This is a genomic window from Silicimonas algicola, assembly GCF_003148765.1.
GTDB lineage: Bacteria > Pseudomonadota > Alphaproteobacteria > Rhodobacterales > Rhodobacteraceae > Silicimonas > Silicimonas algicola.
The window spans coordinates 1-1,222 of the sequence record NZ_QGGV01000026.1 but is presented as its reverse complement, the minus strand read 5'-3'; the positions used below and the strand labels follow the sequence as shown (position 1 = coordinate 1,222).

Annotated in this window: 1 protein-coding gene; it reads left to right on the top strand. The window is 65.4% G+C overall.

Annotated elements, in window-relative coordinates; genetic code table 11:
• Positions 1–63 precede the first annotated feature (63 nt).
• A protein-coding gene (locus tag C8D95_RS21610; RefSeq protein ID WP_109761272.1) for an IS3 family transposase occupies positions 64–1,163 on the top strand; the annotation gives its coding sequence in 2 pieces (ribosomal slippage) (positions 64–313 and positions 313–1,163; 1,101 coding nt in all).
• Positions 1,164–1,222: the final 59 nt, after the last annotated feature.

The following is a 1,222-nucleotide window of genomic DNA, read 5'->3' as shown; positions in this document are numbered from 1 at the left end:
TGACCTGAGCCCCGCATCCTCCTCCAGTTTGGAGTAGAATCCGCTCCACCAAGGAGACGGACGATGAAGCGATCAAGGTTCACGGAAGAGCAGATCATCGCGATGTTGAAGGAGCAGGAGGCCGGGATGCCTACGGCTGATGTCTGCCGGAAGCACGGGGTCAGCTCGGCGACGTTCTACAAATACAAGGCGAAGTATGGCGGGCTCGAGGTGTCCGACGCCCGGCGGCTGAGGGCGCTCGAGGACGAGAACGGCAAGCTGAAGAAGCTTCTGGCTGAGGCGATGCTCGACAACGCCATCCTGAAGGATGTCGCGGCAAAAAAATGGTAGCGCCCGGTGTGAAGCGGGAGGCGGTGGCGCATGTCGTGGCGATCCACGGGGTGAGCGAACGCCGGGCGTGCCAGGCCCTGGCCGTGGATCGGTCGAGCGTGCGCTATCGCAGCGTGCGCCCGGATGATGCCGAGGCGCGGGCGGCGATGAAGGCTGTTGCGACCGAGCGGCGCCGTTTCGGCTACAGGCGCATCCACATCATGCTGGAAAGACAGGGGATCGTGATGAACCTCAAGAAGCTCAGGCGCCTCTACCGCGAGGAGAAGCTCCAGGTGCGCCGCCGGGGCGGCCGGAAGCGCGCCCTCGGCACGCGCCGACCGATGCTGCTGCCGGACGCACCCAACATCCGCTGGAGCCTGGACTTCGTCAGCGACGCGCTGACGGACGGGCGAAGGTTCCGGGTTCTGTCCGTGATCGACGACTACAGCCGCGAGTGCCTGGCGCTGGTGGCGGACACGTCGCTGTCCGGCCACCGCGTTGTCCGAGAACTCGATGCCGTGATCGCCCGGCGGGGGCACCCCGCCATGGTAGTGAGCGACAACGGCACGGAGCTGACCTCGATGGCGATCCTGTCCTGGTGCCAGCGCACCGGCGTCGAGTGGCACTACATTGCGCCCGGGAAACCCATGCAGAACGGCTTCGTGGAGAGCTTCAACGGCCGCTTCCGGGATGAGCTGTTGAACGAGACGCTGTTCTCGACCCTCGGCGAGGCCCGGCAGCAGATCCGCTCCTGGCAAGACGATTACAACCACCACCGCCCACACTCCGGGCTCGGGAACATGACCCCGGCCGAGTTCATGGCAATGAAGGGGCTGGAAATGCGCGCCGCGTAGCCCCAGAAATCAACCTGCGGATTCTCCGAATGGCCGGGGGAGAGTCGGGTCTCGGGTCA